At 64.2% G+C, this 25,840-nt stretch carries 18 protein-coding genes; 6 read left to right on the top strand and 12 right to left on the bottom strand.

All coding sequences use genetic code 11. From position 1 onward, the window contains the following. Positions 1-138: 138 nt before the first annotated feature. Positions 139-1,695 carry a sigma-54-dependent transcriptional regulator gene (locus KCX70_RS03990; RefSeq protein ID WP_212619353.1) on the bottom strand — a complete coding sequence of 519 codons (1,557 nt, stop codon included), beginning with the start codon at positions 1,693-1,695 and terminating at the stop codon, positions 139-141. Between the two features lie 276 nt (positions 1,696-1,971). Between KCX70_RS03990 and phhA the strand changes: the two genes are divergently transcribed. The 4 genes from phhA (at position 1,972) to KCX70_RS03970 (ending at position 6,380) form a co-directional block, all read left to right on the top strand. Then, entirely contained in the window at positions 1,972-2,757 is a 786-nt protein-coding gene (gene phhA / locus KCX70_RS03985) for a phenylalanine 4-monooxygenase (RefSeq protein ID WP_212619352.1), read from the top strand. A gap of 277 nt (positions 2,758-3,034) precedes the next feature. Then, entirely contained in the window at positions 3,035-3,391 is a 357-nt protein-coding gene (locus tag KCX70_RS03980; protein WP_212619351.1) for a 4a-hydroxytetrahydrobiopterin dehydratase, read from the top strand. Next, positions 3,388-4,584, top strand: a complete 1,197-nt coding sequence (locus KCX70_RS03975; protein ID WP_212619350.1) for an amino acid aminotransferase — start codon at positions 3,388-3,390, stop codon at positions 4,582-4,584. The genes KCX70_RS03980 and KCX70_RS03975 overlap by 4 nt, the downstream gene beginning before the upstream one ends. A 971-nt stretch (positions 4,585-5,555) precedes the next feature. Beyond that, on the top strand, positions 5,556-6,380 hold the full coding sequence (locus tag KCX70_RS03970; protein WP_212619349.1) for an EAL domain-containing protein: 825 nt from the start codon (positions 5,556-5,558) through the stop codon (positions 6,378-6,380). Positions 6,381-6,387: 7 nt separating this feature from the next. Here the strand turns inward: KCX70_RS03970 and KCX70_RS03965 are convergent, their stop codons facing one another. The 7 genes from KCX70_RS03965 to KCX70_RS03935 form a co-directional block, all read right to left on the bottom strand. Further along, positions 6,388-7,071, bottom strand: coding sequence for a type 1 glutamine amidotransferase domain-containing protein (locus KCX70_RS03965; protein ID WP_212619348.1), 684 nt, complete (start codon positions 7,069-7,071; stop codon positions 6,388-6,390). 983 nt (positions 7,072-8,054) lie between these two features. Then, positions 8,055-9,944, bottom strand: coding sequence for a methyl-accepting chemotaxis protein (locus KCX70_RS03960; RefSeq protein WP_212619347.1), 1,890 nt, complete (start codon positions 9,942-9,944; stop codon positions 8,055-8,057). 225 nt (positions 9,945-10,169) lie between these two features. Then, a complete protein-coding gene (locus KCX70_RS03955) occupies positions 10,170-11,636 on the bottom strand; it encodes a sodium-dependent transporter (protein WP_212619346.1) in 1,467 nt (488 codons plus the stop codon). 88 nt (positions 11,637-11,724) lie between these two features. Then, positions 11,725-12,396: a maleylacetoacetate isomerase gene (maiA, locus tag KCX70_RS03950; RefSeq protein ID WP_102852902.1), complete on the bottom strand. Its 672-nt coding sequence runs from the start codon at positions 12,394-12,396 to the stop codon at positions 11,725-11,727. A 450-nt stretch (positions 12,397-12,846) separates the two neighbouring features. Beyond that, positions 12,847-14,256: a sodium-dependent transporter gene (locus KCX70_RS03945; RefSeq protein ID WP_212619345.1), complete on the bottom strand. Its 1,410-nt coding sequence runs from the start codon at positions 14,254-14,256 to the stop codon at positions 12,847-12,849. A 190-nt stretch (positions 14,257-14,446) separates the two neighbouring features. Beyond that, entirely contained in the window at positions 14,447-15,541 is a 1,095-nt protein-coding gene (locus tag KCX70_RS03940) for a Glu/Leu/Phe/Val dehydrogenase (RefSeq protein WP_212619344.1), read from the bottom strand. A gap of 579 nt (positions 15,542-16,120) precedes the next feature. Further along, a complete protein-coding gene (locus KCX70_RS03935) occupies positions 16,121-19,591 on the bottom strand; it encodes an indolepyruvate ferredoxin oxidoreductase family protein (protein WP_212619343.1) in 3,471 nt (1,156 codons plus the stop codon). Positions 19,592-19,830: 239 nt separating this feature from the next. On the opposite strand from KCX70_RS03935, the gene KCX70_RS03930 reads away from it, so the two are divergent. Further along, entirely contained in the window at positions 19,831-20,298 is a 468-nt protein-coding gene (locus tag KCX70_RS03930; RefSeq protein WP_212619342.1) for an Lrp/AsnC family transcriptional regulator, read from the top strand. Between the two features lie 7 nt (positions 20,299-20,305). On the opposite strand, the gene phnN is transcribed toward KCX70_RS03930, so the two are convergent. From phnN to KCX70_RS03910, 4 genes are all read right to left on the bottom strand, one after another. Then, entirely contained in the window at positions 20,306-20,866 is a 561-nt protein-coding gene (phnN, locus tag KCX70_RS03925; RefSeq protein WP_212619341.1) for a phosphonate metabolism protein/1,5-bisphosphokinase (PRPP-forming) PhnN, read from the bottom strand. Positions 20,867-20,916: 50 nt separating this feature from the next. Next, the gene (locus KCX70_RS03920) at positions 20,917-21,342 is read right to left on the bottom strand and encodes a DUF192 domain-containing protein (protein WP_212619340.1); all 426 of its coding nucleotides are present in this window, start codon (positions 21,340-21,342) and stop codon (positions 20,917-20,919) included. Positions 21,343-21,390: 48 nt separating this feature from the next. Next, positions 21,391-22,167 carry a DNA-formamidopyrimidine glycosylase family protein gene (locus tag KCX70_RS03915; RefSeq protein WP_212619339.1) on the bottom strand — a complete coding sequence of 259 codons (777 nt, stop codon included), beginning with the start codon at positions 22,165-22,167 and terminating at the stop codon, positions 21,391-21,393. 662 nt (positions 22,168-22,829) lie between these two features. Further along, positions 22,830-23,711 (bottom strand): pseudouridine synthase, encoded by an 882-nt coding sequence (locus tag KCX70_RS03910; protein ID WP_212619338.1) that lies wholly within the window; start codon positions 23,709-23,711, stop codon positions 22,830-22,832. Positions 23,712-23,992: 281 nt separating this feature from the next. Between KCX70_RS03910 and KCX70_RS03905 the strand changes: the two genes are divergently transcribed. Further along, on the top strand, positions 23,993-25,786 hold the full coding sequence (locus tag KCX70_RS03905) for a thiamine pyrophosphate-requiring protein (RefSeq protein ID WP_212619337.1): 1,794 nt from the start codon (positions 23,993-23,995) through the stop codon (positions 25,784-25,786). The last annotated feature ends 54 nt before the right edge of the window (positions 25,787-25,840 follow it).

The following is a 25,840-nucleotide window of genomic DNA, read 5'->3' as shown; positions in this document are numbered from 1 at the left end:
CAGGAAAACAGCATCCAGCGCACGACCCGCTTTGTGGGAGGCCCGACCCGGGGCGAAGCTTTTCAAGCACCGAGCCGGCACCATTCGCCGCGGGCGCGCTTCCCGCAGAAAAGCCTCCCTGCTCTAGGAGATGTCGACTCAGCTGTCCTTGCCGATCCCGTACTCGCGCAGCTTGTTGGCCACGGTCGTGTGCGATACCCCGAGGCGCTTGCCCAGCAGGCGGCTGCTGGGATGGCGTTGATAAAGCTCCTGCAGCACTGCTTTTTCAAAGCGGCCGACGATCTCGTCGAGATCGCCTTCCAGTGAAAAATCACCCAACGGCCGCGGCGTGCCATAGTCCGGCAGGCGCACGTGCTCGGGCTTGATCAGCTTGCCATCGCACAGCGAGACTGCCTGAAACAGCGTGTTTTCCAACTGCCGCACGTTGCCGGGCCAGTGGTAGCCGGCCAGACGCTCCAGCGCCTGCTCGGACAGGCTCGGCAGCGGGCAGCCGATCTGACGGCTGGCCTGGTCGACGAAATGCAGGGCCAGCGGCTCCAGCCCGTCCAGGCATTCACGCAAGGGTGGGATGTGCAGCGACAGCACATTGAGGCGGTGATACAGGTCCTGGCGAAACTCGCCCTTGGCGCAGAGCTCTGCCAGGTCCAGTTGTGTGGCGCAGATGACCCGCACATCGAGATAGACCTCCTCGTCACTGCCCACCCGGCGGAAGCAACCGTCCTGCAGGAAACGCACGAGCTTGGCCTGCAAGCGGGTGCTCATCTCGCCGACCCCATCGAGAAACAGGGTGCCGCCGGTGGTTAACTCCAGCAGGCCGAGCTTGCCTTCCGGCCGGGCGCCCTCGAAGGCGCCAGGGCCGTAGCCGAACAGCTCGGTCTCGGCCATGGATTCCGGCAGCCCTGCACAATTGAGCGCCATGAATGGCGACTGTCCGCGCGGACTGGACAGGTGGCAGGCGCGCGCCAGCAGCTCCTTGCCGGTGCCGGTCTCGCCCTCGATCAGCAGCGGCGCATCCAGCGGCGCCATGCGCCGCGCCTCGCGCACCACGGCGGCCATGACCTTCGAGCTCTGGAAAATGCTGTCGAAGCCGCGCAGCTCCTGCTTGCGCACGTTGTAGATACGCTCACCGACGCGATCGGCACGGTGCAGCGTCAATACCGCACCAGCAAGGGCCTCGCTGTCATCGTGCTCCGACTGCAAGGGCGCAATGTCGGCGAGAAAGACGTCGCCCTTGATCGTTACCCGCAAACCGTTGATACGCGCCTTGTTCGCCCGTACCAGCTCCGGCAGGTCGAAGTCCTCGGCGTAGCGCGACAGGCTCATGCCTGGCACCTCATCCACCCGCACCCCGAGCAGCTGCGCCGCGGCGCGGTTGGCGGCCACGATGGCACCCGCCATGTCGATGGACAGCACCGGGAACTCCAGCGCGCCGAGCAGCGCGTTCAGCTCCAGCGAGTGCCGCTCGCTGGGCATCAGGCCGACCTTGCGCACCTCGAACACGCCTTGCAGCGCCTCGATCTTCGGCCGCAGGGCCTGCAGCTGGAGGTTCATCAGATTGGGGCAATGCAGGTAGACGGCATTGCCGTGCTCGCCGCCGACTTCGCCGCGGGCGACGTTGATGCCGTAGTCGACCAGCAGCTCGAGCATGTCCCGGAGGATGCCGACACGGTTCTGGCAGAGAATCTTGATACGCATGCAGGTTGCCTTCAGCGCTGTCGCTATGATCGATCCACGTCCCGAGACGACTTTCTGCGGATCATCGTTGATTTTCGTCAAGATTATTTGACGCCTTGCTAGCCGGGCAAGGCGAATATCACGCAAATATAGCGTTTCGTAATGAATTCGTTACAGCCCAAGCCTGTGAACAGGGCTTTTGCACCAGCCAGCCGCTAGGCAGCGCCCCTTCCACGCGATCAGATGAGTCATCCATAACAACAAAGACTCAGGCGGCCGCCCCGCTCAGGAGGTCAGATGAAAACCACTCAGTACGTTGCCCGCGAGCCGGACGTGCATGGTCACATCCACTATCCGGACACTGAACACGCGGTCTGGCAGACCTTGATCGAGCGCCAGCTGAAGCTGCTCGACGGCCGCGCCTGCCAGGAATACTTGGACGGCATCGAACAGCTGGCCTTGCCCCGTGACCGCATCCCTCAGCTGGACGAGATCAACCGTGTACTGCAAGCCACCACGGGCTGGCAGGTCGCGCGAGTGCCCGCGCTGATTCCCTTTCAGACGTTTTTCGAGTTGCTGGCGAGCAAGCGCTTTCCGGTCGCCACCTTCATCCGGGCACCACAAGAGCTGGATTACCTGCAGGAACCGGACATCTTCCATGAGATCTTTGGCCACTGCCCGCTACTGACCAACCCCTGGTTCGCCGAATTCACCCACACCTATGGCCAGCTCGGCCTCAAGGCGACCAAGGAAGAGCGCGTCTACCTGGCGCGACTGTACTGGATGACCATCGAGTTCGGCCTGGTGGAAACCCCGGCCGGACGGCGAATCTACGGCGGCGGCATCCTCTCCTCGCCGAAGGAGACGCTCTACAGCCTGTCCGACGAACCCGAGCACCAGGTGTTCGATGTGGTCGAAGCGATGCGCACCCCCTATCGCATCGACATCCTGCAACCGGTGTACTTCGTCCTGCCGGAGCTCAAGCGGCTGTTCGACGTGGCGCATGAAGACATCATGGCCCACGTCCGCACCGCCATGCAGTTGGGCCTGCACCAGCCGAAGTTTCCGCCGAAGGCGGCCTGACTATTACCGGTACTGGTATCGGCGCTGGAGGCACCCGACTTGGCTACGAGGGCTATTCGCGGTCAAGACTGGGCGTCCCCGACCGCTCCCACGGTCTTTGCCCGCCTCAGGGGGGCGGCCTTGGCCGCGAAGCCTTTGGCTTGTACGAAGGCTCATCCACCGACCACGACGAGGCCTCTTGCAAGGTGCCGGACCGAACCCCACGCGTGGACAAGCCTGCGGCGTTGTCCACCCTACGCTGCTTAACTCTTATCAACATCACCACAAGGACCTAGCCATGACCGCTCTGACCCAAGCCCACTGCGAAGCCTGCCGCGCCGACGCCCCGAAGGTTTCCGATGACGAACTGGCCGCACTGATCAAGCAGATCCCCGACTGGAACATCGAGACCCGCCACGGCCACATGGAGCTGGAAAAGGTCTTCCTGTTCAAGAACTTCAAGCACGCCCTGGCCTTCACCAACGCCGTCGGCGAAATCGCCGAAGCGGAAGGTCACCACCCGGGCCTGCTCACCGAGTGGGGCAAAGTCACCGTGACCTGGTGGAGCCACTCGATCAAGGGCCTGCACCGCAACGACTTCATCATGGCCGCGCGCACCGACGAGGTCGCGAAAACCGCCGAGGGCCGCAAGTGAAGCATTTCAGCGACGTTACGCGAGTCCCGGGCGACCCGATCCTCGGCCTGCTCGATGCCTATCGCGCCGATCCGAATCCGGCCAAGCTCGACCTCGGCGTCGGCGTCTACAAGGACGCCCTGGGCCTGACGCCGATTCCCAAGGCGGTCAAACTCGCCGAGCAGCGGCTGATCGAGAGCGAACAGACCAAGAGCTATATCGGCGGCCATGGCGACCCACTGTTCGGTGAGCAGCTGCTACGGCTGGTGCTGGGCGAAGGCTCACCAGCGCTGGTCGACAACCGTGCCGGCTGCACCCAGACGCCGGGTGGCACCGGCGCGCTGCGGCTGGTGGGCGACTTCATCACCAAATGCCTGCCAGGGCGCAGCCTCTGGCTCAGCGACCCGACCTGGCCGATCCACGAAACCCTGTTCGCCGCCGCCCGGTTGAAGGTCGAGCACTATCCCTACGTCGATGCGCAGAACCGCCTGGACGTGCCGGGCATGCTCGCCGCGCTGGAGCGGATTCCGGCTGGCGACGTGGTGTTGCTGCACGCCTGCTGCCACAACCCCACCGGTTACGACCTGAGCCAGGACGACTGGCGCCAGGTGCTGGAGATCGTCCGCAAGCGCGAGCTGCTGCCGCTGTTCGATTTCGCCTATCAGGGATTCGGCGATGGGCTGGACGAAGACGCCTGGGCCGTCCGCCTGTTCGTCGAGGCCCTGCCGGAAGTGCTGATCACCAGCTCCTGCTCGAAGAACTTCGGCCTGTACCGCGAACGCACCGGTGCGTTGATCGTGGTCGCCGCCGACGGCGAATCGCTGATCGACGTACGCAGCCAGTTCGCCTCGGTGGCGCGCAGCCTCTGGTCGACACCGCCGTCCCATGGCGCTGCCGTGGTGGCGACGATCCTTTCGAACACCGAGCTGCGTCAGCTCTGGCAGCAGGAAGTCGCCGCCAAACGCGAGCGCATCGCCGGGCTGCGCACGGGCCTGGTCGAAGCCTTGGCGCCGCACGGTCTGGCCGAGCGCTTCGCGCATATCGCGCAGCAACGCGGGATGTTCTCCTATACCGGCCTGACGGCCGAGCAGGTGCTGCGCCTGCGGCGCGAGAATTCGGTGTATCTGGTGGAAAGCGGCCGGGCGAACATCGCCGGGCTGGATGCCGCACGGCTCGATCAGTTGGCGGCAGCCATCGCGCGCGTCGTGGCCTGACTTCAGGCCAGCCACGAGGCGGCCATGCCGTTCTGGAGAATGTTGTAGGCGCGCCCGTGGCGAATGGCGCCGGCTCGGTGCCAGAAAAGCTTCGCCCCGGGTCGGGCCTCCCACGAAAGCAGGCCGTGCACGGCGCACACTGCTTTTGCGTGCATAGCGTGCGCGAGCGCATCGTGGCCTGACCTCAGGCCAGCCACGAGGCGGTGATGCCATTCAGACGAAGCTGTAGGCGCGCCCGTGGCGAATGGCGCCGGCTCGGTGACAGAAAAGCTTCGCCCCGGGTCGGGCCTCCCACGAAAGCAGGCCGTGCACGGCGCACACTGCTTTTGCGTGCATAGCATGCGCGAGCGCATCGTGGCCTGACCTCAGGCCAGCCACGAGGCGGTGATGCCATTCAGACGAAGCTGTAGGCGCGCCCGTGGCGAATGGCGCCGGCTCGGTGCCAGAAAAGCTTCGCCCCGGGTCGGGCCTCCCACAAAAGCAGGCCGTGCGCAGCGCCCTACTTTTGCGTGCTTGGCATGCGCGAATCAGCGTCGCCGATCTCGACGCCACGACTGAAACACATTACTTGTGGGAGCGGTCTCGACCGCGAACAACACTCGGCCCTGCCTCCATCGAAAAACCAGACCCGGCTCAATCCTTCACGCCAACCGAGCCCCGGGCCCTATCGCGACAAACCCAGCGCCGAACGCTGGCCCATCGCTGCTCGCATATCAGCCCCACCCCATGTCGACGCCACGACTGACGCACCAACTGTGGGAGCGGTCTTGACCGCGAACAGCGCTCGGCCCTTCGCAAGCGGAACTCGGCTTAACCACCCCTGTCGTAGCATTGCGCCATCATTGATTGGGTTTCTGGCCTACCATACGCCTGGTCATGCTTACGAAACGGCGCGGTCCGGTGACGAACGGGCTCCAGCCTCCGCCAGACTAGCCGCTATCTTCAGCAACAGGTTCCGAGTGAGTTCGCCCATGATTGAAAGCAACACCGAAGGCAATCCAGCCCCAACCGAATACGCCTGTCATTCGGCCGGCGAGCATGGTGCCTGCCCCAGCTGCGCCAGCGGCGAACGTCTCGGCTTTCGCTTCAGCTACGCCTATCAACCGATTGTGGATGTCGCCGCGCGCGAGATCTTCGCGCATGAGGCCCTGGTACGCGGCGTGAACGGCGAATCCGCGCCCACCGTGTTGGCGCAAGTGACCGAAGAGAACCGCTTCCGCTTCGACCAGGCCTGCCGCGTCAAAGCCATCAAGACCGCGGCCCGACTCGAGATGCAGAGCAAGCTGTCGATCAATTTCATGCCCAACGCCATCTACCGACCGGAGCTGTGCATCCGCTCGACGCTGGAGGCCGCCCGCGCTCACAACTTCCCCATCGAAAGGATCATCTTCGAAACCGTCGAAGGCGAGCGCATCAGCGATGCCAAGTGGCTGACCGAGGTCTTCCGTGAATACCAGCGCATCGGCTTTCTTACGGCCATCGACGACTTCGGCGCCGGCTTTGCCGGGCTCAACCTGCTCGCCGATTTCCAGCCCGACCTGATCAAGCTGGACATGGATCTGATTCGCGGTATCGACCAGAGCCGCTCGCGCCAGGCCATCGTCCGCGGCACGGTGGGGATCTGCACGGAGCTGGGCATCCAGGTGATCGCCGAAGGCGTGGAAACGCCGGATGAGTGCAAGGCCTTGCGCGACCTGGGGATCAGCCTCATGCAGGGCTACCTGTTCAGCAAACCGCTGTTCGAGACCTGCAGCCACGCCGCTTCCCTGGCATGGCCGAGCGAAGCGGCGAGCTGAGCGAGGCTCAGCCAGTCTTCAGCAGCTTGAGCAGCTCGCGGGCGGCCTCTTCCGAAGATGCTGGGTTCTGGCCCGTGACGAGGAGGCCGTCGACCCGCACATAGGACGCCCAGTCCGGGCCCTTGCTGTAGTCGCCGCCAATCTCCTTCAGTTTGTCTTCCAGCAGGAAGGGCACCACCTCGGTGAGCTGCACGCCCTCCTCCTCGGTATTGGTGAAGCCGGTCACCTGCTTGCCCTTGACCAGGTACTCGCCATCCGCGCCGCGCACCTGCACCAGCGCCGCCGGCGCATGGCAAACCGCGGCCACCGGCTTGCGTGCCTGTATGAAGGATTCGATCAGGGCGATGGACTTGGCGTTACCGGTCAGGTCCCAGAGCGGACCGTGGCCGCCGGGGTAGAACACCGCATCGAAGTCCTCCGCCGATACCTCGTCCAGCTTGTGGGTGTTGGCCAACAGCGCCTGGCCCTCGGCATCGTTCTTGAAGCGCTTGGTCATCTCGGTCTGGGCGTCCGGCGCATCGCTTTTCGGATCCAGCGGCGGCTGCCCGCCCTTGGGCGAGGCCAACACGATCTCGGCGCCGGCGTCCTTGAAGACGTAATACGGCGCGGCGAATTCTTCGAGCCAGAAGCCGGTGGGTTTGCCGGTATCGCCGAGCTTGTCGTGGGAGGTGAGGACGATGAGGATTTTCATGAGGTCTCCTGTGGTCGGGTGGCCCGGCGGTTGCGGGCCTTGGTTCATCTCGACCATGGGAGTGGGGAATGGGTCAATTGCGATGGCGGCACCGAGGCCGTCGTCGCCTGCTGCCACGAACTCGGCACCGTGACGGGCCGAAATGCCGGGGCTACGCCGAGACTGGTGCAAGTTCGAGAGCCCACACAGTGCGCTGTTGTAGGAGTGGCCTTGGCCGCGAAGCTGTTGGTGCGCGTGGCTACACTCGATAACTGAGTTGGCTGAGGCATTGGTTTCGCCCTGCTGGGCGAGTCACTTTTTCCAGGCGCAAAAAAAGTAACCAAAAACGCTTGCCCCTGCATCCGGGCCTCGCTTCGCTCGACCCCCCTCATTCCATCCACACTCCGGGGGCCGGCGTACAAGGGCCATCCATGGCCCTTTATCGCGGGGGGACGCCTAGTCCTCTCACGGCATCCATGCCGCTCGCTCCCCTTCGCGCGGATTCCATTCGGCCTCCTGAAAGGGGCGTTCGGCGTCGTTCGCTAGTCCGCACACATTAAAACAAGCAAAGCGCTTCGTTTCTCTGCTTAACAGCTTTCAGACAACTCGGAACCGATCCCCCTTCAGGAGGCCGAGCGTAGGTGCTGCGCAGGGGGGCGCGAGGCATGGATGCCGAGCGAGGAGCGATGGGACAGGGATGTCCCTTCGCGACGACCCCCGGAGCGGCGCCGGAGCGAGGGGAGTTTTGCGAAGCAAGCCGGGGACGCCTAGTCCGGATGCAGGGGTGGCCTTCTTTTTTTGGTTACTTTTTCTTGGCCACTCAAGAAAAAGTGACTCGCCCAGCAGGGCGAAACAAATGCCTAAAACAACCCGGCCAATGGGTTAACCACACGAGCCCGAAGCACAACGCCTCGCAGCAGGAACTCCGTATCCCAAGCCCCTACGGCAGTGGAACTCGTCAAAATAAAAAAGGGCGCCGAAGCGCCCTTAACATCATCCCCGGATCAGATCCGAAAACTCCCCACCAACTGCTTCAACCGCGCCGCCTGCTGCTCCAGATCCCCACAAGCGCGCAACGTGGACTGCAGGTTCTCCACCCCCTCCTGGTTGAGCGTGTTGATCTCGGTAATGTCCATGTTCAGCGACTCGATCACCGACGTCTGCTCTTCTGTCGCAGTAGCCACCGACTGGTTCATCGCGTCGATCTCGCCAATGCTCTGGGTCACGCTGCCCAAGCGCTCACCGGCCTGGTTGGCGATGCCAACGCTGGCCTCGCTCTGGCGCTGGCTCTCGGTCATGGTGCTGACCGAGTCACGCGCGCCGACCTGCAGCTTCTCGATCATCCCGTGGATCTCCTGCGCCGAAGTCTGGGTGCGATGCGCCAGGCTGCGGACTTCATCGGCCACCACGGCAAAACCTCGCCCGGCTTCACCGGCACGCGCCGCTTCGATGGCCGCGTTGAGCGCCAGCAGGTTGGTCTGTTCGGAGATGCCCTTGATCACGTCGAGGATCTGGCCGATGCCAACGGTCTGGTTGTTCAGCGCTTCGATCTGCGCGCAGGACGCGCTGATGTTGCTCGACAGCTGGCGCATCGCCTCGATGTTCTGCTCGACGACCTTGCGTCCGTCTTCGGCCTGATGGCTGGCGCCACTGGCCTGCTGCGAAGCGTCTGCGGCGTTGCGGGCGATCTCCTGCGCGGCGGCGCCGAGCTCGTTGATCGCTGCGGCGACACTGTTGGTACGGCTGGCCTGCTCGTCGGAGTTGAGCATCGAGGAGTTGGAGGCCGCCAGCACGCGTTGCGCCACTTCGTTGACCTGCTCGGTCGCCGAGGACACTTCGCGAATGGAGCCGTGGATACGCTCGACGAAGCGGTTGAAAGCCTTCGCCAGCTCGCCGAACTCGTCCTGCGATTGCACGGTCAGGCGGCGCGTCAGATCGCCCTCGCCTTCGGCGATGTTGGCCATGGCCCGACCCATGTCGGTCAGTGGGCGCATCAGTACGCGGATCAGCATGCCCAGCAGCCCGATGATGAACACCACGGCAATCACCGCAGCAACCAGGGCCGAGGTACGGAAGCTGGACAGCGCCGCGTAGGCCTTTTGCTTGTCCACCGAGATACCGACGTACCAGGTCACCGATGGCAGGCCGGCTACGGGACTGAAGCTGAGGATGCGTTGCTGACCATCCAGCTCGGCCTCGGTGAAGCCACTGGCCAGTGACGGGGTGTTCTTCGGATAGAGCTCGGCCAGGGTCTTCATCACTTTGCTGGAGTCCGGATGGACCAGCACCTTGCCGTCGCCGCTGACGAGGAACGCATAGCCCATGCCGTCGAAGTTCAGCGCGTTGATGATGTCCACCAGCACCTTGAGGCTGAGGTCGCCACCGACCACGCCCAGGCTCTGACCACCGGCCTTGGCCGGGGTCGCCGCGGTGATGATCAGCTCGTTGGTGGCCGCATCCAGATAGGGCTCGGTCAGCGTGGTCTTGCCGGCATTGATCGCGTCCTTGTACCAAGGACGCTGGCGCGGATCGTAACCGGCCGGCAGCTCGAAGCGCGGATGCACGATGAACTCGCCATCGCTGCGCCCCAGGTAGGTGAAAGCGAAGGTAGAGCTGAGTGCCGGCTGCTTGACCAGGGCTTCGACCGCCTCGCCGGAACTGTCGCGAGCGATGGTCTGGGCAGTGTTCTCGAGCAGCACCAAGCGGCCGAACAGCCAGTTCTGGATGTTATGGGCGGTCACCTTGCCCATCTCGTCCAGGTAGCTCTCCAGCTTGGCCTGAATGGCATTGCGCTGCAGGTAGTCGTTATAGAGCGTGAACAATGCGAAGGTCGCGATCACTACGAGTGACGCGGCCAGCAGGATCTTGTGGCTGAACTTGAGACGGCTGGGCATGGGCGTGTCCGTATTGATCTAGGTCAAGTCGGAGGTCATTTTCCTGGCTAAGCGTCCTTGTGCTGATCGTTTTATCGGCTTGGCGCGATAGACCTTGAGAGAGCCGCTGGTCGGCCAGGGAGAAGTAAAAGCCGATCGGAAGGCGGCGAATCTGGCCCTGCGCAAAAACGGCACTCCATTGCTGGAGTGCCGTTCAGTCAGTTGTCGCGAGGCTGTTGTAGCCGCTCAGGCACTACGCCCGACCAGTGCCGGCCATACCCGTGGCCGCAGCCCCTCGCCGAGGACGGTCAGCGCGCCGATGGCGCCAGCTATCCAGTACCAGCGCACCAGTGGGTCGAAGCCCAACCAGCCGAGGGCGTGCAGGAAGACCATGGTGATCAGCACCGGGCAAACGTAGCGCACCATGAACAGCCAGAGCGCATAACCCAGCGGCGGCAAGCCCAGCTCATCACGCATGATCTCGCTGCGCAGTACGTAGCCGGCAAAGATCACGATGAAGATCCCACCCAGCGGCATCATCCAGCGCGACGTCAGGTAGTCCAGCCAATCGAAGAAGTTCTTGCCCAGCGGCGTCCAGCCGGCCATCAGGTTGAACGAGAGCATGGCCAGCAGGCTGATCACCAGCAGCACCACGCCGGCACCCACGGCGGCCTTGATGCGGCTGACACCATGTTTTTCGTTCAGGTAGGCCACGGTGGCTTCGATCATAGAGATGGCCGAGGTCAGCGCCGCGATCGACACCATGGCGAAGAACAAGGTGCCGAACAGCGTGCCGAACGGCATCTGCTGGAAGGCCAGCGGCAGGCTCATGAAGATCAGCCCGGGACCAGCGGTCGGGTCCATGCCGTTGGCGAAGATGATCGGGAAGATCGCCAGGCCCGCCAGCAGTGCCACCGCGGTATCGGCGATGGCCACCATGAAGGTGGTGCGGGTGATGGACTGGCCGTCGGGGATATAGGAGCCGTAGGTGAGGATCGCCCCGGAGGCTAGGCTGAGGGTGAAGAAGGCGTGGCCGAGCGCGGCCAGCAGCGCTTCACCGGTGAGCTTGGAGGTGTCGAAACTGAACAGGAAGGCGAAGCCTTCGTCGAAGCCGCCGCTGGTGAAGGCGTAACCCACGAGGATCAACAGCATCACGGCCAGCCCCGGCATCATCCAGCGCACCGAACTCTCGATGCCCTGTTGCACGCCCTTGGCGACGATCCACAACGTCAGCAGCGCCACCAGCACGCTCCAGCCACCGAGTTGCCAGGGGTTGGCGTTATGCGCCTCGAACACCTGCGCCAGGCTGTCGACGGAACTGGCCGTGAGCGAGCCGTCGAGCATCTTGACCGTGTAGGCGAAGGCCCAACCGGCCACCACCACGTAGAAGCAGAGAATCAGGAAGCCAGCGGCCATGGCCATGCCGCCGACGCCCTTCCACAGGGCACTGCTACCGTTCTCGCGCACGGCACGGCCGATGGCATCGATGGGGCTGCCGCGGCCGCGGCGGCCGATGGCGATCTCGGTCATCATCACGGGAATGCCGATGGCCAGGATGCAGGCCAGATACATCAATACGAAGGCACCACCGCCGTATTGGCCGGTGATGTAGGGGAATTTCCAGATATTGCCCAGTCCGACGGCCGAACCGGTCGCGGCGAGGATAAAACCCCAGCGGGAGAGCCAGAGGTTTTTGGGGGTTTCACGGGTCATGCGTCACCTGTTTGTTGTTATCTGTGACGGAAATCGAACCCGTCGCGCTCGTGACGCGACGGAGTGGCAAGGCGGATCGACCTTTCTTTCATTGAGCGTCGGGCTGCACCTCCGGAGCTGCTTTGGCAAAGGCTTCGAGGGTTTCGCACTGCTCGGTCATCTGCAAAATGCGTGGATACGCACTGAGGTCACAGGAAAAACGGCGCGCATTGTATACCTGCGGGACCAGGCATGCCTCCAGATAACCGGGCCGTCTGCCGAGTGACAGCTTGCCGTCGAAGGCGGCCAACCCCTGCTCGACACCAGCCAGGCCGGTAGCGATCCAGTGTTTTATCCATTGCTGCTTGGCCTCATCCTCGACGCCCAGCGGGCCACTGAGGTATTGCAGGACACGCAGGTTGTTCAGTGGATGCAGGTCGCAGGCGATGTGCAGCGCCAACGAACGTACCCGCGCCCGATCGGCCGGGTCGTGCGGCAGCAGCGCCGGCAACGGAAACACCTCCTCCAGATACTCGAGGATCGCCAACGACTGGCTGATGCGCTCGTTGCCATCGACCAGCAGAGGCACCAGTTCCTGCGGGTTGAGCGCCTTGTAATCGGCCGCATGCTGCTGGCCACCATCCTTGACCAGATGCACCGGCAGATTCTCGAAGGCCAGGCCCTTGAGGTTGAGGGCGATACGCACCCGATAGGCGGCGCTGGAGCGCCAGTAGCCATAGAGCTTGAGCGTCGAAGACGCGTTGGTCTGGGTGTCGTTCATGGCAATCCCTGATTGATCGTTGATCCCGCCCCCCGCGGCGGTTTGCGCAGCTGGGTCCAGAAGCTAGTGCCGGCTCACCGCAGAACGATGGGTTACGCAGCGCCGGACATTGGCTGGTGCTTGGCGCTCCGAGGTCTGCGCTGCTTCATCCATCCTGACTGTCGCGCCTGTTCAGAATGGATGAAGATACCGGGCGCCCCGTATGAACAGTCAACGCACCGGCCCTCACGTACCGATCAGCGGAGCTTGAGCCATCACAAACCACCGCGGATCGCCAAACAAGCCCACCGCCAGCGACACAGCCTTGTCCACGCGCCGTGCTGTGGCAGGTATTCTTTACAGCGCGCTACAGACGCGGTGCTCCGGCGCCGGATGCGCTCCGCTGTAACGAAAACCTGACAAGCAGTTGCGACAAGTCGCCGCACCGGGACAGACCGTTGCGGCGACGGCTCAGATCACCCCGCTCAGATTGAGAAACACCAGCACGATTGCCAGCGGCGTACCAAAGCGCAGCAGCAGCCACCAGGCCTGGAAAAGGCCCTGCTGGCGGATGCCGATCGCGTCGCGTACCGCCTCGCGCTTCATCACCCAGCCGGTGAACAGCACCGTGGCGAGACCGCCGAGCGGCATCAGCCAGTTGGTGGTCAGGTAGTCGAGGCTGTCGAAGAAGGTCTTGCCGAATACCTGATAGTCGGCCCAATGGTTGAACGAGAACACACTGCCGAGGCTCAGCAACCAGAGCACCGCGCCACTGACCAACACAGCCTTGAGGCGGCTCATGCCGAAGCGCTCGGTCATCCAGGCGATGCTCGGCTCGCTCAGTGAGATCGCCGAAGTCAGCGCGGCGATCACCAGCATGATGAAGAACAGCCCGCCCACCAATTGGCCCAGCGGCATCTGGCCGAAGGCGATCGGCAGGGTGACGAAGATCAGTCCCGGCCCGGCGCCCGGCTCCAGGGCATTGCCGAACACCAGCGGGAAGATCGCCAGGCCTGCCAGTAGCGCCACGGCGGTGTCGGCCAGGGCTACCAGAATCGACGTCTTGGCGATCGAGGTGCCCTCCGGCAGGTAAGAGCCATAGACCATCATCGCGCCGCAGCCGAGGCTCAGCGTGAAGAAGGCATGGCCCAGGGCGATCAGCACGCTGGTCGCGGTCAGCTTGGAGAAGTCCGGCACGAAGAGGAATTCCACACCGCGGGCGAACTCACCGTTGAGCGCGGCGTAGCCGACCAGTAGCAGCAACAGCACGAACAACCCGGGCATCAGAAAGCGCAGCGAGCGCTCCAGACCACCCCGCACGCCGAAACCGACGATCAGCATGGTCGCCGCCAGCACCAGGCTGCCGCTGACGACCAGCCGCAGCGGATCGGCCAGCAGCGCGTTGAACATCGCCCCGCTGGTATCGCCGCTGACGCCGTTGAAGTCGCCGATGAAGCTGGCCGGGACGTAGGCCAGGGCCCAGCCGGCGACCACCAGGTAGAAGCTCAGAATCAGAAAACCGGTCAGCCCGCCGAGCCAGCCGGCCGCGCGCCAACGCGTGCTGGCGCCGGCCTCGCGGGCCAGGCGCGCCACCGCGCCGTCAGGGTTCTGCCGACCGCGCCGGCCGATCATCACCTCGGCCATCAGCAACGGGATGCCGATCAGCAGGATGCAGCCGAGATAGACCAGCACGAAGGCGCCGCCGCCGTTCTGGCCGGTGATGTAGGGGAATTTCCAGATATTGCCCAGGCCGACCGCCGAACCGGTGGCGGCCAGGAAGAACACCCAGCGCGAGGACCAGAGACCGCGCGCCGCGCTTTGCTGAGTACGTGCGGAGGCGCCACCGAGCGTGCCGGCGACGAGGCTGCTTTTGTCTGTCATTGCGGATTCCTGCTTGTTGTTTTTGTCAGGGCTGTACAACGGAAACGCCGATTGGGACCAGAGCCGCCCGGTTTGCGACCGCATGGCGCCGGGCTGCGATTGGGCTGACTGCAACGCTTCCGTCAAAGGCTCGGCAGTACGGCTGGGCTGCGGAAGAAACCGGGCGGCACCAGGGCCGCCCGGAAAGTCGCTACGCGTGCAGTCGTTGCTGGCTCGGCTGTGCCGAATCTTCACCGACGTGCAGCCGCTCGAGTGCCAGACGATCAGCGATGATCGAAGTCGGCTCACCGCTGGCCGCCGCGCGGGTAAAGATCTCGCGCAGGGTCTCGCCGATGCCTTTGACATGCGCGTCGATCTGCGCCGCGCTGCCACCGATGCGCTGGTAGTAGACGTCGATGATGCCGCCGGCATTGATCGCGTAGTCCGGCGCGTAGAGATGATTGCGACGCTGCAGCTCGACGCCGATCTCGGGGCTCGCCAGCTGGTTGTTCGCCGCGCCGGCGATCACCGGTGCACGCAGTGTCTGCAGGGTTTCGGCATTGAGAACGCCGCCCATGGCACAGGGCGCGAAGACATCCACGTCGAGGCCTACGATATCGTGCGGGCGCACAGCATGGGCGCCGAGCTCGGTCACCGCCTGCTGCACGTTGGCATCGAAAATGTCGCAGACCCATAACTCGGCACCCGCAGCCTTGAGGTGCCGGGCCAGGCCCATACCGACATGCCCGACGCCCTGGATGGCGACCTTCAGGCCTGTCAGATCATCCCGGCCGAGGCGTTGGCGCACGGCTTCGCGCAGACCGACGAACACGCCGAGCGCCGTGGAGGGCGACGGGTCGCCGCTGGCGATGCTGCCGTCCAGAGTGGTACGCGGTGTCGCGCCGATGACATGGCGGGTGCGCTGGGCAAAGGCCTGCATTTCCGGCTCGCCGGTGCCCGAGTCAGCCGCGGTGATGTAGCGCCCACCGAGGCTGTCGACGAAATCGCCCATGGCGTGCAGCAGCGCCTGGCTCTTGCCGGTATGCGGATCGCCGATGATCACCGCCTTGCCGCCACCGAGCTTGAGGCCGGCCAGCGAGGATTTCAGCGTCATGCCGCGTGACAGGCGCAGCACGTCACGCACGGCGTCGTCATCGCTGGCGTAAGGGAACATCCGGCAACCACCCAGCGCCGGGCCGAGCGTGGTGTCGTGGATGGCGATGATCGCGCGCAGCCCCGATGCTTTGTCGTGACAGAACACCACCTGCTCGTGGTGATCGAAATCGGGATGGGTGAAAACGGACATTGCTGATTCCTCTTTGTTGTTCTGTTCGGGCCCGATGCATCGGGCCGTTTGGAGATATGTGTTCAGTTCGCAGGGGGCTCTTGTATCAGCCCATTCGCGGTCAAGACCGCTCCCACAACATGCGCAGCGCCGTGGTGCTCCGGTGCCGCGCCCCTCGGGGTCAAGGTCGCTCCTACAACGCACCCGAACCGCAAGACCCGTGGGAGCGGTCTTGACCGCGAAAACCACGCGCCCCGCTACCTCTCGGGCGGCTACCTTCGCGGTCGAGACCGCTCCCACAACATGCGCAGCGCCGTGGTGCTCCGGTGCAGCGCCACTCGGGGTCAAGATCACTCCTGGAACGCTCCCGACATCCGCAAGACCCTTGGGAGCGGTCTTGACCACGAAAACCACACGCCCCGCTACCTCTCGGACGGCTACCTTCGCGGTCGAGACCGCTCCCACAACATGCGCAGCGCCGTGGTGCTCCGATGCAGCGCCACTCGGGGTCAAGATCACTCCTGGAACGCTCCCGACATCCGCAAGACCCGTGGGAGCGGTTGGGGACGCCTAGTCTTGACCGCGAATGGCTTCGCCAAGCTATGCCGCCGGCTCGAACAGCCGCACGGTTTGCACTTCGTCACCACGATTGAGTTGCTCCTTGAGCAGCTTTTCCTGCTGGCGAGCCTTGGCGATGGAGCGCTCCTTCACCGGGCCGTAGCCACGGATCAGTTCCGGCAGCGCGGCGATGGCCACAGCGGTGCGGTAGTTGGTCGGTTTGAGCTGGGACAGGAGCTCATCCAGGTTGCGCTCGTACTCGCTGATCAGCTCGCGCTCGACACGCCGGTCATGGCCGTAGCCGAACACGTCCAACGGCGTCCCGCGCAGGAATTTCAGCTTCGCCAGCACGTTGAAGGCATTCAGCACCCAAGGGCCGAGTTCGCGCTTGCGCGGCTCGCCAGTGGTCTTGTCGCGCTTGGCCAGCCACGCCGGTGCCAGGTGGAACTGCAGCTTGTAGTCGCCTTCGAACTGGGCTTCGAGCTGCTGGCGGAATTCCGGCTCGCTGTACAGCCGCGCCACCTCGTACTCGTCCTTGTAGGCCAGTAGCTTGAAGTAGTAGCGGGCCACGGCTTTCGACAGCGCCAGGTCGTCGGCGGTATCCAGCGCCCGCACCTGCTCGACCTTGTCGCGATAACGCTTGGCGTAGGCGGCGTTCTGATAGCGGGTAAGGAAATCCACGCGCCAGTCGACGATTTCTTCCAGGGTCTGGCAGATGGGCTCGGCCATTTCAGCCGGGCGCGCGAGCTTTTCTACCACGTCCCGCTCCAGCACCGCACGACGGCCCCAGCGGAACGCCTGCAGGTTCAGCTCGGTGGATACGCCGTTGATGGTGATGGCCTTCTCGATGGCCTCCGCCGACAGCGGCAGCAGCCCCTGCTGGTAGGCGAATCCGAGCAGGAACAGGTTGGTGGCGATGCTATCGCCCAGCAGGCGGGTCGCCAGCCGCGTGGCATCGATGAAGTGGGTTTTCTCGGCACCCACCGCATCGATCAGCGCTTCGCGCATGGCCTTGCCGGGCACCTGGGCGTCGGGGTTGCGGGTGAACTCGGCCGTGGCCGATTCATGGCTGTTGATCACCGCATGGCTGATCTGGTCATTGAGGCGGGTCAGCGAATCGTCACCGGCCGCGACCACCAGATCGCAGCCCAGAAGCAGATCGGTTTCACCGGCGGCGATACGCACGGCGTAGATATCGTCCTGCTTGTCGGCGATGCGGATGTGCGTCACCACCGGGCCGAACTTCTGCGCCAGCCCTGCCTGATCGAGCACCGTGCAGCCTTTGCCTTCCAGATGCGCGGCCATGCCCAGCAGGGCGCCGAGCGTGGTCACGCCGCTGCCGCCGACGCCTGGAATCAGCACGTTCCAGGGGCGATCGAGGGTCGGACGCTGCGGCTCCGGCAGTTGCGCCGGATCGAGGCTGGCACCCACCGCTTCCGGCTTGCGCAGCCCGCCGCCGTGCACGGTGACAAAACTCGGGCAGAAGCCTTCGACGCAGGAGAAGTCCTTGTTGCAGGCGTTCTGATCGATTTCGCGCTTGCGCCCCAGCTCGGTTTCCAGCGGCATCACGGCCAGGCAGTTGGACTTCTCGCCACAGTCGCCGCAACCCTCGCATACGGCCGGGTTGATGAAGGCGCGCTTGGCCGGGTCTTCCAGCTTGCCGCGCTTGCGCCGACGGCGCTTCTCGGTGGCGCAGGTTTGGTCATAGATGATCACCGAGACGCCCTTGAACTCGCGCAGTTCGCGCTGCACGGCGTCCAGATCGCGGCGGTGGTGGAAGCTGGTGATCGGCGCGAAGGTGTCGCGGGTCGGGTATTTGTCCGGCTCGTCGCTGACCAGGGCAATGCGTTTAACGCCCTCGTCGGCGATCTGCCGGCTGAGCTGGTCGACGCGCAGCTCGCCATCGATGGGCTGGCCACCGGTCATGGCCACCGCATCGTTGTAGAGAATCTTGAAGGTGATGTTGACGCCGGCGGCTACCGCGGCGCGCACGGCTAGGCTGCCGGAGTGGAAATAGGTGCCATCGCCGAGGTTCTGGAACATGTGCGGCGTTTCGGTGAACGGCGCCTGACCGATCCAGTTGACGCCCTCGCCGCCCATCTGGGTGAAGGTCTCGGTGCGCCGGTCCATCCACTGCACCATGTAATGACAACCGATGCCGGCCGCCGCGCGGCTACCTTCGGGCACCTTGGTCGAGGTGTTGTGCGGGCAGCCGGAGCAGTAGTGCGGGGTACGCACGGTGTCGTAATTTCGCGCGGCCAGGGCCTTTTCCTTGGCGGACAAGAAGGCCAGGCGGGCCTGGATGCTGTCGCTGGTGTAAATCGGCGCGAGGCGCTTGGCGATTACGCGGGCGATCATCGCCGGGGTCAGCTCGCTTAGGTTGGGTAGCAGCGAGGTGCCGTGTTCATCAAACTCGCCGACTACCCTTGGGCGCTTGTCCAGCGGCCAGTTGTAGAGCTGCCCGGTGAGCTGGTCTTCGAGGATGCTGCGCTTTTCCTCGACCACCAGAATCTCGTCCAGCCCCTGCGCGAACTCATGCACTGAAACCGGCTCCAACGGCCAGCTCATGCCCACCTTGAGTACGCGCAGGCCCACCGAGGCGCACAGCGCTTCGTCCAGGCCGAGGTCGTCCAGGGCCTGGCGCACGTCGAGATAGGACTTGCCGGTGGTGATGATGCCCAGACGCGGATTCGGCGAGTCGAGCATCACCTGGTTCAGGTTGTTGGCGCGGGCAAAAGCGCGTGCGGCGTAAATCTTGTACAGGTTGAGGCGTTTTTCCTGCGCCAGCGGCGGGTCGGGCCAGCGGATGTGCACGCCGTCTTCGGGCAGCTCGAAATCGTCGGGAATGCGCGTCTTGACCCGTAGCGGATCGACTTCCACCACGGCGGACGAGTCGACGTTCTCGGCGATGGTCTTGAGCGCTACCCAGCAGCCGGAATAGCGCGAAAGCTCCCAGCCGATGATGCCGTAGTCGAGAATCTCCTGAACGTTGGCCGGGTTCAGCACTGGGATCGACGCGGCAATGAAGGCGTGCTCGCTCTGGTGCGGCAGCGTCGAGGATTTGCAGCCATGGTCGTCACCGGCCAACAGCAACACGCCGCCATGGGGTGAGACGCCTGCCGCGTTGCCGTGCTTGAAGACGTCACCGGAGCGGTCGACACCCGGCCCCTTGCCGTACCACATGGCGAACACGCCGTCGTACTTGGCGCCCGGGAACAGGTTGGTCTGCTGACTGCCCCAGACCGCCGTCGCCGCCAGCTCCTCGTTGAGGCCCGGCTGGAAATGGATGGCGTTCTGCTTGAGGAAATCGCGCGCTTCCCAGAGGCTCTTGTCCAGCATGCCCAGCGGCGAGCCGCGGTAGCCGGAGATGAAGCAACCGGTATTCAGGTTCTGAGCCTGGTCACGCTGATGTTGCAGCATCGGCAGGCGGGTCAGCGCCTGGGTGCCGGTGAGATACAGATGTCCGGTTGCGAGCCGGTACTTGTCATCCAGGCGGATCTCGGCCAGTGACATGTGGCGCTCCTGTTTGTTGTTATCGGAGTCGGGGACGTGTTTGCACGTCCCGCCTAATCAAGACGAGGGCAGCCGCACGGAAGCCGTCCCACGTCGGGCAATCGACAGGGGATCACCCCACCGTTGCGCGTTGGATAAGAGTCTGGCCGTGACGAGGAGAGATTTTCTTTCTACTTTTGCGGTGTAAGCGCTCTTGTGTGCATGATCCATCCACTAACAACAACAAATCAGGAACAACCATGCAGACTCCGCTGAGTAGCATCGATCGCAAGATTTTAATGCTGCTGCAACACAACGCCGATCTTTCCGCCGCCGAGGTGGCAGAGCGGGTGGAGCTGTCGCAATCGCCCTGCTGGCGGCGCATCCACCGGATGCAGGAAGAAGGGCTGATCGAGCGCAAGGTCGCCCTGCTCAACCCCAAGAAGCTCGGGCTGAACATGACGGTGTTCGTCAACATCAAGCTTTCAGCCCACGGGCGAAGCAACCTGGACGAATTCGAGCGCGCCGTTGTGGGTTATCCCGAAGTGCTGGAATGTCACACCATGGCTGGCGAGTCGGACTACCTGCTCAAGGTAGTGGCCAAGAATATCGACAGCTACGAGCGCTTCCTGCGCGACCAGCTGTTGCAGCGCCCCCATGTGCAGGAGGCGCATTCGCACATCGCCATGAGTGAAGTGAAGCGGACCACGGAGCTGCCGCTGGACTAGCGTCAGCTCAGGAATTGGCTGGCGCCTCGTCCAGTAGTTGCAGCAGGCGCCCAACCGTCTCCTCGAGCGGCCCGGAGTTGTCCAGCAGCTCGGCCTCCTCCTGCTCCGCCGCCGAGCGAAACTGCTCGTTTCGCGCCAGGCGTGCCTCGATCTCGGCCAGCGGCTCACGCCCGCGAGCCAGCAACCGCTCGCGCAGCACTGGCAGCGCCACGGTGAGCAGCAGCGGACGCAGCTGTGGGTAACGCGCCCGTGCCTGGTCCAGATAGCCGCGCGACCCGTTGACGAGTACGTCCTCCCCTGCCGCCAGCCAGTCATCGATCTGCCGCGGGATGCCATAGCGCAGGCCGTTGGCCTGCCAGTCCAGCGCGAATGCGCCGCTGCGACGCAGCTGCTCGAACTCCTCGGTGCTCACGGCCTGGGCATCTTCCCCCGCCGCCTCGGCAGAACGGGTGATGACGCGCCGAGCGACCCGACAACCGCGCACCTGCAACGGCTCGCGGGCAGCTTCCAGCAGGCTGTCCTTGCCGGCCCCCGAGGGGCCCATCAGGTAAAACAGGCGGCCTGTCATTGCACTACTCCAATCTTAATCAGATGGCCCGATGGCCGCCCGGTCGTCGCTCATGGCTGCACCGGGATGCCCGTCACCGGATCGCCAGGTTTCAGCGCGTGCTGCTGAAACCAGCCCTGATTCACCTCCAGCGCATAGCGCGCCGGTTCAGCGGAACAGCGGATAGACCGGTCCAACGGCTGCAAATCGATGAGATCGACCACGCGCCCAGCTTCATCCATGAACGCCGCCGACAACGGCAACGGCGTGTCCTTCATCCACAGGCAGTGGCGGCGCACCTCATCGAAGCGAAACAGCATGCCGCGATCGGCAGCGAGCTCGATGCGCCCCATCAGGCCGCGCTCACGCTCGGCCGGCGAGCGGGCGTATTCGGCGCGCAGCGGTACGTCGCCGACGCGCAAGTCGAGCAGCACGGGCTCGCCGGCAAGGGCCAGGCTGCTGAGGCCGGAAAGAGACAGCAGCAACAGGGTACGCATGGGCTGACTCGCAAGAATGGGGTGACGGAGCATAGCAAGGACGGGCGGCTACGCCTCCTCCACGGGTACCTCCGGCGTGACGTTTTCGCTGTCTCCATAACGCTTCTGGCAGCGCTCGCAATAGAAGCTGCGACGCTTGCTCCGCCCGAGCTCCTTGGCCTTGACGAAGGGAATCTTGCAGCGCGGGCAAATCGTCTTGGTATGCGCCAACCAGTGCGCTTTCAGCGTTCCCTCGCGCTTCCACTGAAGGAATTCGAAACTGTAGGTACGAACCTCGTGCGTCAACTCGCGGAGCTTGGCTGCCGGCAGATCGCCGATCAAGGACAGCGGATGGATACGGGTGCGAAACAGCACCTCGTTCTTGATGATGTTGCCCGAGCCGGAGAACAGCGTCTGGTCGAGCAACGCATCGCAGGCCAGCAGCCGCGGCCGGGCACGCAGTTTTTTCAGCGTCGCCCGGTTGTCCCAGGCATCGCTCATGACGTCCGCGCTCCAGTCATAGGCCTCATCCAGCGGCCCTTCGATGAACTGCACCGAGCAGCCGTAGAAGTTCAGCTCACCGTTGGCGAACCCGAGGCTCAGGCGCGGCGCGGATTCCTTGCGCTCGTTGATCCGGTAGCTGCCGAACAAGAGCAGATGGATGCGCAGGGAGACGTCATCCAGCTCGATCAGGAAGTGCTTGCCCCAGCTGCGAAACAACCGCACCGTTTGGCCCACCAGCCGCGCCTTGTCCAGCTTGGCACTCCCCTCCGCGCGCTCGACCGATCGGCCGGTGAATGCAGAGACTTCTTCACGAAGAATGACGATGGATGGACCTTCAGGCATGGCGATATCGCTTCGGCTGGGCGTTAAGGATATCGACTGAGGCCGGCCGAGAAGGTGCGGCTGGATGATAGAGCCCGGTGTGGTTTGTTCGATTGAGGGAAGGGCCAAGCTCTATTCGCGGTCAAGACCGCTCCCACAGTTTCGTGCTTCACCCGCCCGTGGGAGCGGTCTTGACCGCGAAGGTGCAACGCCCTATCAAACAAGCTGCAAACAACTCTCGAAACACTACCGCTCACCGGTCAGCGGATCTTCGGACTACAGCCTAGGCTTATTCGCGGTCAAGACCACCCCCACATTTTCGTGCTTCACACGCCCGTGGGAGCGGTCTTGACCGCGAAGGTGCAACGCCCTATCAATCGAGCTGCAAACAACTCTCGAAACACCGCCGCTCGCCGGTCAGCGGGTCATCGGACTACAGCCTAGGCTTATTCGCGGTCGAGACCGCTCCCACAGTTTCGTGCTTCACCCGCCCGTGGGAGCGGTCTTGACCGCGAAGGTGCAACGCCCTATCAAACAAGCTGCAAACGGCTCTCGAACGACCGCCGCTCACCGGTCAGCGGATCTTCGGACTACAGCCTAGGCTTATTCGCGGTCGAGACCGCTCCCACAGATCGTGCACACCGCCCGTGGGAGCGGTCTTGACCCCGAAGGGTGCCAGCGCCCTACCAATCGAGCTGTAGACGGCTTTCGAAACACCGCCGCTCGCCGGTCAGCGGGTCGTCGAACTGCAGCCCGCGCGCCAGCAGCTTGAGTGGCCGGTCGTAGTCGTCCTGATCACGCAGCGCTCGTTCGATCAGTTCAGGGTAGAACGGGTCGTTGCAGATCCCCGCGCCCAGCGTGGCCATTTGCAGGCGCAGCTGGTGCTTGCGCCCGGTGACCGGATGCAGCGCATAGCGCCAGAAGTCGCCACGGCGCTCGAGCACCTCGATGCGCGTCTCGCTGTTGGGTTCGCCTTCGCCCTGCTTCATCAGGAAGAACGGTTCGCCGTCGACCATGTGCAGCCGCTCGATGCGCGGGAAGTCCAGATCCGGCAGCGCCGGGCAGATCGCCTCATAGACCTTGCTGATCCTGCGCTCACGAAACAGCGCCTGATAACGGCCGCGGCTCTCGGGCGTGGTGGAGAACAGCACCAGCCCGGCGGTGAGCCGGTCGATGCGGTGGATCGGCACCATATCGGGATTGCCGAGCTGCTTGCTCAGCCGCGCCAGCAGGGTTTCGTTGACGTATTCACCAGCCGGCATCACCGGCAGAAAGTGCGGCTTGTCCGCCACCAGCAGATGCTCGTCGAGGTGCAGCACCTGCGCATCGAACGGGATCGGCTTCTCGGCGGAGACTTCGCGAAAGTAATGCACCTTCAAACCGACCTGATAGCGATGATCGGTCGCAAGCGGCAGTCCATCGGCGCCCAGCACGCGGCCGCGGGCGAAGCGGTCGCGCCAGGTGGCGCGGTCGATGGCCGGGAAGCGCGCACAGAGGCAGTCGAGCACGGTCGGCCAGTCGCCCTGGGGCAGGTGCAGCGTGCTGCGGGCATCGGGAAGACTCATCGGAACATCGCATGGGCATAGGGGCTGCCGATGATACCCGAGCACGCGACCGAACTCGCCCCGCTGGGAGGCAGACGAAGGCCACGCGGCACGATCGCTCGTCACTTTTTGAAATAACTTGAGAAACCCTCGCGCCCTCGTCCGGTCCAGACAAGAACAGCAGGCATCCGGGGCTGCGAAGGCCGCTTCCATTGCGCGTGAAGTCAGCGTTGCGTGCGAACGCCTCCGGTATACCAGCCCTCCCTTTGTCTGAAAGGTCCATCAGGCCAAGCGAGGTTTCCATGGCAATGACAGTCGGCGACTACGTAATCGAACGCCTCTACCAATGGGGCGTGCGGCGCATCTATGGGTATCCCGGCGATGGGATCAACGGGGTGTTCGGCGCGCTCAATCGCGCCAACGGGAAGATCCGTTTCATCCAGGCACGACACGAGGAGATGGCCGCCTTCATGGCCTCGGCCGATGCCAAGTTCAACGGCGGCCTCGGCGTCTGCATCGCCACCTCCGGCCCCGGTGCGGCGCACCTGATCACCGGTCTCTACGATGCGCGTCTGGACCACATGCCGGTGCTCGCCATCACCGGCCAGAAATCACGCACCGCGCTGGGCAGTCATTATCAGCAGGAGATCGACCTGCCTGCCCTGTACAAGGACGTGTCCGGCGCCTTTGTCGAACAGGCCAGCGCGCCGGCGCAGGTCCGTCACCTGATCGACCGGGCGATTCGCACCGCGGTGGGCGAACGCAAGGTGGCAACGCTGATCCTGCCCAGCGACATACAAGAAGCCGAATACAGCGAACCGCCCCGCTCGCACGGCGCGGTGCATTCCGGCATCGGCTATACGCGGCCGAAAGTGTTGCCCTATGAGGCCGACCTGCAGCGCGCCGCCGAGGTGCTCAATGCCGGCAAGAAGGTGGCGATCCTGGTCGGTGCCGGCGCGCTGAATGCCACCGATGAAGTGATCGCCGTGGCCGAAAAACTCGGCGCGGGCGTCGCCAAGGCGCTGCTCGGCAAGGCCGCGGTGCCCGACGACCTGCCCTGGGTCACCGGCTCCATCGGCCTGCTCGGCACCGAGCCGAGCTACAAGCTGATGACCGAGTGCGACACCCTGCTGATGATCGGCTCGGGCTTCCCCTACTCAGAATTCCTGCCCGAGGAAGGCCAGGCGCGCGGCGTGCAGATCGACCTCAAGGCCGACATGCTGAGCATCCGCTACCCGATGGAAGTGAACCTGCAAGGCGACTCGGCCGAAACCCTGCGCGCGTTGCTGCCACTGCTCGAGGAAAAGACCGAGCGCAAATGGCGCAAAAGCGTCGAGCAATGGCGCATGGACTGGGAGGAACTGCTGGAAAAACGCGCCCTGGTCGAGGCCAACCCGATCAACCCGCAGCGCGTCGCGTTCGAGCTGTCGCCGCGCCTGCCGGACCACTCCATCGTCACCAGTGATTCGGGCTCCTGCGCCAACTGGTACGCCCGCGACGTGAAGATGCGCCGCGGCATGATGGGCTCGCTGTCCGGAGGTCTGGCCTCGATGGGCGCCGCCGTGCCCTACGCCATCGCCGCCAAGTTCGCCCATCCGGAGCGTTCGGTCGTGGCCATGGTGGGCGATGGTGCGATGCAGATGAACAACATGGCCGAACTCATCACCGTCGCCAAATACTGGAAGGAGTGGCAGAACCCGCAATGGATCTGCTGCGTGTTCAATAACGAGGACCTGAACCAGGTGACCTGGGAGCAGCGCGCGATGGAAGGCGATCCGAAGTTCGAGGCCTCGCAGAACATCCCCAACGTGCCCTACCACCGCTTCGCCGAATCCATCGGCCTGAAGGGCATCTACGTCGACCGCGAAGATCAGGTCGCCGCCGCCTGGGATCAGGCGTTTGCCGCCGACCGGCCAGTGCTGATCGAATTCAAGACCGATCCCGACGTGCCGCCGCTGCCGCCGCACATTAAGCTGGAGCAGGCCAAGAAGTTCGCCACCGCGCTGCTGCACGGCGACCCGAACCAGGCCGGCATCATCAAGCAGTCGGTCAAGCAGGTGATGAGCAAGGTGATGCCGGCGCGGGACAAGGATTGAGCCGGCGCCGGTCGGCACGTCCACGCGCCGACCGGTCAGCCCCCGCCGAGCTGC

The organism is Stutzerimonas stutzeri (assembly GCF_018138085.1).
Lineage (GTDB): Bacteria > Pseudomonadota > Gammaproteobacteria > Pseudomonadales > Pseudomonadaceae > Stutzerimonas > Stutzerimonas stutzeri_AI.
The sequence above is the reverse complement of the archived record's forward strand: the minus strand, read 5'-3'. Positions and strand labels throughout refer to the sequence as shown.

Excerpts from the sequence above, each read along its gene's own strand:
- maiA (WP_102852902.1), bottom strand. The coding sequence starts at position 12,396 with ATGAACGACACCCAGACCAACGCGTCTTCGACGCTCAAGCTCTATGGC.
- KCX70_RS03920 (WP_212619340.1), bottom strand. The coding sequence starts at position 21,342 with ATGCGTACCCTGTTGCTGCTGTCTCTTTCCGGCCTCAGCAGCCTGGCC.
- KCX70_RS03930 (WP_212619342.1), top strand. The coding sequence starts at position 19,831 with ATGCAGACTCCGCTGAGTAGCATCGATCGCAAGATTTTAATGCTGCTG.
- KCX70_RS03945 (WP_212619345.1), bottom strand. The coding sequence starts at position 14,256 with ATGACAGACAAAAGCAGCCTCGTCGCCGGCACGCTCGGTGGCGCCTCC.
- KCX70_RS03960 (WP_212619347.1), bottom strand. The coding sequence starts at position 9,944 with ATGCCCAGCCGTCTCAAGTTCAGCCACAAGATCCTGCTGGCCGCGTCA.
- KCX70_RS03970 (WP_212619349.1), top strand. The coding sequence starts at position 5,556 with ATGATTGAAAGCAACACCGAAGGCAATCCAGCCCCAACCGAATACGCC.
- KCX70_RS03915 (WP_212619339.1), bottom strand. The coding sequence starts at position 22,167 with ATGCCTGAAGGTCCATCCATCGTCATTCTTCGTGAAGAAGTCTCTGCA.
- KCX70_RS03955 (WP_212619346.1), bottom strand. The coding sequence starts at position 11,636 with ATGACCCGTGAAACCCCCAAAAACCTCTGGCTCTCCCGCTGGGGTTTT.
- KCX70_RS03965 (WP_212619348.1), bottom strand. The coding sequence starts at position 7,071 with ATGAAAATCCTCATCGTCCTCACCTCCCACGACAAGCTCGGCGATACC.
- KCX70_RS03935 (WP_212619343.1), bottom strand. The coding sequence starts at position 19,591 with ATGTCACTGGCCGAGATCCGCCTGGATGACAAGTACCGGCTCGCAACC.
- phhA (WP_212619352.1), top strand. The coding sequence starts at position 1,972 with ATGAAAACCACTCAGTACGTTGCCCGCGAGCCGGACGTGCATGGTCAC.
- KCX70_RS03905 (WP_212619337.1), top strand. The coding sequence starts at position 23,993 with ATGGCAATGACAGTCGGCGACTACGTAATCGAACGCCTCTACCAATGG.
- KCX70_RS03940 (WP_212619344.1), bottom strand. The coding sequence starts at position 15,541 with ATGTCCGTTTTCACCCATCCCGATTTCGATCACCACGAGCAGGTGGTG.
- KCX70_RS03990 (WP_212619353.1), bottom strand. The coding sequence starts at position 1,695 with ATGCGTATCAAGATTCTCTGCCAGAACCGTGTCGGCATCCTCCGGGAC.
- KCX70_RS03910 (WP_212619338.1), bottom strand. The coding sequence starts at position 23,711 with ATGAGTCTTCCCGATGCCCGCAGCACGCTGCACCTGCCCCAGGGCGAC.
- KCX70_RS03980 (WP_212619351.1), top strand. The coding sequence starts at position 3,035 with ATGACCGCTCTGACCCAAGCCCACTGCGAAGCCTGCCGCGCCGACGCC.
- phnN (WP_212619341.1), bottom strand. The coding sequence starts at position 20,866 with ATGACAGGCCGCCTGTTTTACCTGATGGGCCCCTCGGGGGCCGGCAAG.